Annotated in this window: 1 protein-coding gene; it reads right to left on the bottom strand. The window is 76.7% G+C overall.

Features of this window, described 5'->3' with window-relative positions; translation table 11 throughout:
* The coding region (locus CC117_RS06920) for a type I polyketide synthase (RefSeq protein ID WP_116287718.1) at positions 1-6,899 on the bottom strand (6,899 nt) is incomplete at both ends.

Genomic DNA, 6,899 nt, shown 5'->3' with positions numbered 1-6,899 from the left:
TTGGAGATGAGGGGGGTGTGGGGGTCGTGGTAGTCGACGGTGGCGGCGATGTCGCGGAAGTGGGTGAGGATGTCGTCCATGTGCGGGGAGTGGAACGCATGGCTGACGGTGAGCTGCCGGGTCTTGTACCCGTCGGCGCTCCACTGGTCGGCCAGGCGCAGGCAGACGTCGCTGTCGCCGGCGACGACGGTGGCGGCGGGGCCGTTGACCGCGGCGACCGAGACACGGTCCTCCAGCCCCGCCAGGGCAGCCGAGACATCCGCCACCGGCGCGCCGACGGCGATCATCACCCCGCCCGCGGGCGCGGCCTGCATCAGCTCGCCCCGGGCGGCCACCAGCCGGCTGGCGTCGGCGAGCGACAGCACACCGGCGACGTGCGCCGCCGCCAGCTCGCCGACGGAGTGGCCGATGAGATGGTCGGCGACGATGCCCCAGTGGGTGACCAGTCGGAACAGCGCCACCTCCACGGCGAACAGGGCGGCCTGCGTGTACCGGGTCTGGTCCAGCAGCGCGCCGCGCGGGTCGCCCTGGGCGGCGAAGAGGATCTCGCGCAGCGGCACCGGCAGGTGCCTGTCGAGGTGGTCGCACACCTCGTCCAGTGCCCCGGCGAACACGGGGTGGGCCTCGTACAGCTCGCGCCCCATCCCGGGGCGCTGGCTGCCCTGCCCGGTGAACAGGAACGCGGTCGAGCCGGGAGCACCCGGCTCCCCCCGCGCGGCTCCGGGGGCCGTCGCGCCGTCGGCCAGGGCTGCGAGCCCGTCCAGCAGCTGCTCCCGGCCGGTGCCGGTCACCGCCGCGCGGTACCCGAAGAAGGCCCGGGTGGTGGCCAGTTCGGCGGCCACCTCGCGCGCGGTCAGGTCGGGGTTGTCGGTGAGGTGCGCGCGCAGCCGTGCCGCCACTGCGCGCAGCGCCTGCGGGCTGTGCGCCGAGAGCAACCAGGGCGACGTGAGCGCGTCGTGCGCCGGCGGCCGCGCGGGAGCCGGGGGCTGGGCCGGGACCGGTGGGGCCTCTTCGAGGATCACGTGGGCGTTGGTGCCGCTCATCCCGAACGCGGACACGGCGCCGCGGCGCGGGCGGCCGGCGGCGGCCCAGGGCCTGGCCTCGGTGAGCAGCCGGACGGCGCCCTCGTCCCAGGCGACATGGGGGGACGGCTCGTCCACGTGCAGCGTGCGGGGGAGCAGGCCGTGGCACAGCGCCAGCACCATCTTGATGACGCCGCCGACGCCCGCGGCGGCGTTGGTGTGACCGATGTTGGACTTCAGCGAGCCGAGCCACAGCGGCCGGTCGGCGGGTCGGTCCTGGCCGTACGTGGCGAGGATGGCCTGGGCCTCGATCGGGTCGCCGAGGCTCGTGCCGGTGCCGTGGGCCTCCATCACGTCCACGTCGGCGGTTGTCAGGGCAGCGTCGGCGAGCGCCTGGCGGATCACCTGCTCCTGGGCGGGGCCGCTGGGCGCGGTCAGCCCGTTGCTGGCGCCGTCGGAGTTCACCGCGCTGCCGCGGAGGACGGCGAGTACGGGGTGGTTGTTGCGCCGGGCGTCGGAAAGCCGCTCCAGCAGCAGCAGGCCGACGCCCTCCGCGAACGCCGTCCCGTCGGCTCCCGCGGCGAAGGCGCGGCAGCGCCCGGTGGGGGACAGCCCCCGCTGCCGGCTGAACCAGACGAACAGGTCGGGCGTGGCGAGCACGGTCGCGCCCCCGGCAAGCGCCAGGTCGCACTCCCCGCTGCGCAGCGACCGCATCCCCAGGTGCAGCGCGACCAGCGACGATGAGCAGGCCGTCTCCACGCTGACGGCCGGGCCGCGCAGCCCGAAGGCGTAGGCGAGGCGCCCGGAGGCGACACTGCTGGCGCTGCCGATCCCCAGGTACCCCTCCAGGTCGTCGGGGACGGAGCGCAGCCGGGAGCTGTAGTCCGTGCCCACCGTCCCGACGTAGGCGCCCGTCCGGGTGTCCCGCAGCGCGTCGGGTGGGATGCCGGCCCGCTCGAACGCCTCCCAGGCGGTCTCCAACAGCAGCCGGTGCTGGGGATCGGTGGCCAGCGCCTCGCGCGGGCTGATGCCGAAGAACTCGGCGTCGAAGCCGTCCGCGTCGTGCAGGAAGCCGCCCTGCCGGGCGTAGGTCGTGCCCGGTCGGTCCGGGTCGGGGTCGAACAGCCGGTCGAGATCCCAGCCGCGGTTGGTGGGGAAGTCGGAGACGGCGTCAGTCCCCTCGGTCAGGATCCGCCACAGCTTCTCCGGGGAGTCGGCCCCGCCGGGGTAACGGCAGCTCATCGCCACGATCGCGATCGGGTCGTCGTGCGCGCCGGACCGGCTCGCCGGTGCCTGGTCGCGTACCCGGGCCTCGTCGGGCTGGATGCGGGCCAGCAGGAAGCGGGCCAGCGCCAGCGGCGTCGGGTGGTCGAAGGCGAGCGTGGTGGGCAGGCGCAGCCCGGTGGCCGCGGCCAGCCGGTTGCGCAGTTCCACCGCGGTCAGGGAGTCGAAGCCGATGTCGGTGAACGCGCGGTCTGCGCGGACCGTCTCCGGCGCGGGGTGGCGCAGCACCGCGGCCACCTGCGTGCGCACCAGGTCCACCACCGCGCTCTCTCGGCGGCCGGCGGGGATGCCGGCGAGCTGGCGGCGCAGCGCGGTCGCGGTGGTGGCGGCTGGAGCCGCGGAGCCTGCGAGCGCGGTGAACAGGGGGGATGGAGTACCTGCCCCGAGGGTCGATCGCAGGGCGGTGGGGGTGATCGGCGCAGGCAGGACCAGCGCGCGGTCCCGAGCGCCCTGCCCGCCGCCGGCAGGCGCGCGGCGGGCCCGCCCGGCGGCCGTGAACAGCGCCCGAATCACATCCGCAGGCAGCGGAGTGAAGCCCGCGGTGGCCGCGCGCCGCGGGTCCGGTCCGCCGGCGCGTTGCCAGGGGCCCCAGCCCAGCGACGTCGCGGGCAGCCCGGCGGCCCGGCGATGCTCCGCCAGCGCGTCGAGGAAGGCCCCCGCCGCCGCGTGGCCGGCCCGCCCGGCCGCGCCGGCCGTGGCCGCGGCGGTGGAGAAGAGGACGAACTCCACCAGTGGCGCCCCCGCGGTCAGCTCGTGCAGGTTCCACGCGGCCCGCGCGCCGCCGCCGAGGACGGCGTCGAGCTGGCCCGGGTCCAACGAGCTGATCATCCCGCGGATGTCGAGATCGGGGACGTGCACGACGCCGGTGAGCGGGTGGTCGGACGGGACGCCGGCGAGCAGCGCGGACAGCGCGGCCCGGTCACTGGTGTCACAGACAGCGAGCTCGACCTGGGCGCCCTGTTCCCGCGCGGCCGCCGCGGCGGCCAGCACCGCCTCGCCGACGCCGGCAGGTACGGCTCCGTCGGGACCGGTCGGCGCGGTCCCGTCGGGGCCGTCCGGTTCCGGCCCCGCTGTCGGCCGATCAGCCGGACCGGGGAGGACGACGAGCAGGTGGCGTGCCCCGTGCGTGGCTACGAGGTCGTCCACGGCGAGGGCGACGTCCACCTCCTCGCCGCCTGCGACCAGAACGGTCGCCGCGCCACCGAAGCGCCAGGACACCGCCACCGCATCGTCGGGCTGGCGGGTGTCCGCCGCGGGCAGCACGCCGAGCCGTGGCGCGAGTGCCTGCCCGGCCCGCACCGCCACCTGCCACTCGCCGGTGACGAGGGCATCGGCGACGGCCTGGAGGAGCGGGCGTGCGGCCACGGCGGGCGGCTGGCCGGTGGCGCCGGGGTCGGCGTCCACCAGCACGAATCTGCCCGGTTCCTCCAGCTGGGCCGAGCGCAGCAGGCCCCAGACCGCGGCGGCCGCCGGGTCGGGATCGTCCCCCGCGACGGCGGCGACGGCGCCCCTGGTCACCACCACCAGGCGGCTGGCGCCGAACCGTGTCTCGGCCAGCCACTGGCGGGCCAGCGCGAGGACGTGGCCCACCGCGGCCCGCGCGGCGTCCGGCAGGTCCCGCGCGGCTCCACCGGCCCCACCGCCCGCACCGGCCATGTCGGTCGAGTCGAACAGATCGCCGGAATCGGACGGGTCGATGGAGACGAGCACGGCGTCGGGCAGGGGCAGCCCTCCCGCGACGGCGTCCGCCAGGGCGGCCAGCGTCGCGTGGGTCGTCACGTCCGGCAGCTCCGGGAAACCGTCGGCGCCGTCGGGGGCGTCCGGGGCAGGCCGGGCGCCGGCGTCCAGACCGAGGAGATCCCGTCCCGCGGGAGCGCCGACGGCCGCCAGCCGCGGGGCATCCCGGCGGGGTGCGTCGGCCGGGAGCGGCACCCAGTCCAGGACGAGGAGGGCGTCGCGGGGCAGTGCTCCCGGTGCCGTGTCCGGACGGCGGACCTGTACCGGGCCGAGCGTCAGCTCCGCCACTGTGGCGATCGGTTCCCCGTCGCCGTCGGTGAGAAGCACGGCGGCGCTGCCCGGGGAGTGACCGTCGGCGACCGGCGTGAGGCGTGCCCGGACTGCGGAGACGGGCGTGGTCGCGCCGCTCAGGGACACGTCCTGCCAGGCCCGGGGCAGCAGCGGCTGCCCGGGCTGCCCGGCTTCGCGGTGCCGGTCGGCCGGGTCGGCCCGGTGGACCGGGTCGGGCTGGTCGACGAAAGACGGGGCGGACAGGGGACGCAGCGCGGCGTCCAGCAGCGCGGGGTGCAGGGTGTGGCCTGCCGGGGCCGGGTGCCCGGAGGGCAGCTCGGCCTCCGTGTACAGGTGCCCACCGCCGCGCCAGACCCGGACGGGCAGATCGAAGGCGGGCCCGTGCTCGAGCCCGACGCCGGCCAGCGCCGCGGCCAGGTCGGCGGGATCAACCTCGACCGCCCCGGGCGGCGGCCAGACCCGCAGGTCTGTGCGGTCCGACCAGGAGCGCGGCGTCGTCGCGGGGAGCGAGTCGGGGGCCGTGGGGGCCGTGGGGTCTGCGCTGCCGGTCGTTTCCGCGGGACCGGGCAGGATCCCGGTGGCGTGCCTCGTCCATCCGCCGGGCCGGGCCTGCGCGTCCCGGCTGTGCACGGACACCTCACGCCGGCCGGCGCCGTCCGGACCGCCGACCACGACCTGCAGGTCGATCGGCTCCTCCGGCGGGATCACCAGCGGGGCCTCCTGCTGCAGGCGCTCCACTCCGCTCACCCCGACCTGGGTCGCCGCGTGCAGGACCAGGTCGAGGACGGCGCTGCCGGCCAGCACCGCGACGCCGTCGACGGTGTGGTCGGCCACCCATGGGTGCGTGCCGACGGCGATGCGTCCGGTGAGCAGGTGCTCGGAGCCTCCCGCGCGGTCGAGGGCCGCCCCCAGCAGCGGGTGGCCGGGTGAGCCCAGCCCCGCCGAGCCGACGTCCCCGGCGTGGGCGGGGTTGTCCAACCAGTAGCTCTCGTGCTGGAACGCGTAGGTGGGAAGGGTGACGCGCCGGCCACCGGAGCCGGCGAAGACCGCCGGCCAGTCCACTCGCAGACCGCGGGCATGGACCTCCGCCACCGCTCGCAGGAAGCTCTCCGGGCCCGCGGCGTGGCGGCGCAGGGAGCCCGTGACGACGGGCTCCGCCACGTCTTCGGCCTCGGCCGTCTCCTCGACGGCGACGGTGAGGACCGGATGCGGGCTCATCTCCAGGAAGGCCCGGTGCCCGGAGGCCAGCAGGGCGCGGACGGTGTCGGAGAACCGCACAGTCTGTCGCAGGTTGCGGTACCAGTACCCGGGGGTCAGCTCCCGGGTGTCGAGGCGGTCGCCGGTCACGGTCGAGTAGAACGCGACGCCGCCCGCCGCGGCCTGCGCCCCGGCCAGGTCCGCGATCAGCGGGTCGCGGACGGCTTCCACCTGCGGGGAGTGCGAGGCGTAGTCGACCGGGAGGGCCCGCGTCCGCACACCTCCCGCGGCGCACTCCGCGGTGAACTCCGCCAGCGCGCCCGCGTCGCCGGAGACCACGACCGCCGTCCGGCCGTTGACGGCTGCCAGGGCCAGCCGGTCCCCCCACCGGGCGATCCGGGTACCGGCCTCCTGCGCCGGAAGTGCCACCGCGGCCATGGCGCCACCGGCGGGGAGCCGGGTCAGCGCCCGCGAGCGCAGCGCCACGATGCGCGCCGCATCCGCCAGCGGGAGCGCGCCCGCGACGTGCGCCGCCGCGATCTCGCCCTGGGAGTGCCCGACCACCGCGTCCGGCTCCACGCCGAGGCGTCGCCACAGGGCGGCCAGCGACACCATGACCGCGAACAGCGCCGGTTGCACGACGTCGACCCGGTCGAGGGACGGTGCCCCCGGCGTGCCGCGCAGGACGTCCCACAGCGACCAGTCGACATGCGGGGCGAGCGCCTCGGCGCAGGAGTCCAGCGTTTCCCGGAAGGCCGGGCTGGAGTCCGCCAGGTCGACGGCCATGCCGGTCCACTGCGAACCCTGGCCCGGGAAGACGAAGACGATCCCGCCCGCCGCCGTCGCGCGCCCCCCGACGGCGCCTGCCGGCACGGTGGCCGCTCCCGCCGGCGCGGTGCCTGCCTCCGAGGATGCGGTCACCGCTGGTGGCGGGCCCACCGGCTCGGTGCCGTGGGCCAGTGCGTCCAGGTCGGCCAGCATCGCGTCGCGGTCGGTGCCCACGACGACGGCCCGGTGCTCATGGTGCGCGCGGGTCGTCGCCAGGGAGTAACCGATGTCGGCGACGCTCTGGTCGGGATGCGCGGCGGCGTGCTCGCGCAGGCGCGCGGCCTGCGCCCGCAGTGCGTCCCCGGTGCGTGCCGAGATCGTCCATGCCAGGGGCGGCGTCGTCCCGGCCCGTCCCGCCCAGGGCCCCTCGAAGTGGCTGTCGCCGGTGGCGCCGTCCGGGCCCGGGGCTGTCTTCCCGCTGTGGCCCGGCGACAGGTCGGCGGGATCGGCTTCTTCGAGGATGACGTGGGCGTTGGTGCCGCTGATGCCGAAGGAGGAGATGGCGGCGCGGCGGGGTCGGGTGGGGGTGGGGTTCCAGGG

Source organism: Parafrankia colletiae (assembly GCF_001854655.1).
In the GTDB taxonomy this organism is placed as follows: Bacteria; Actinomycetota; Actinomycetes; order Frankiales; family Frankiaceae; genus Parafrankia; species Parafrankia colletiae.
The sequence above is the reverse complement of the archived record's forward strand: the minus strand, read 5'-3'. Positions and strand labels throughout refer to the sequence as shown.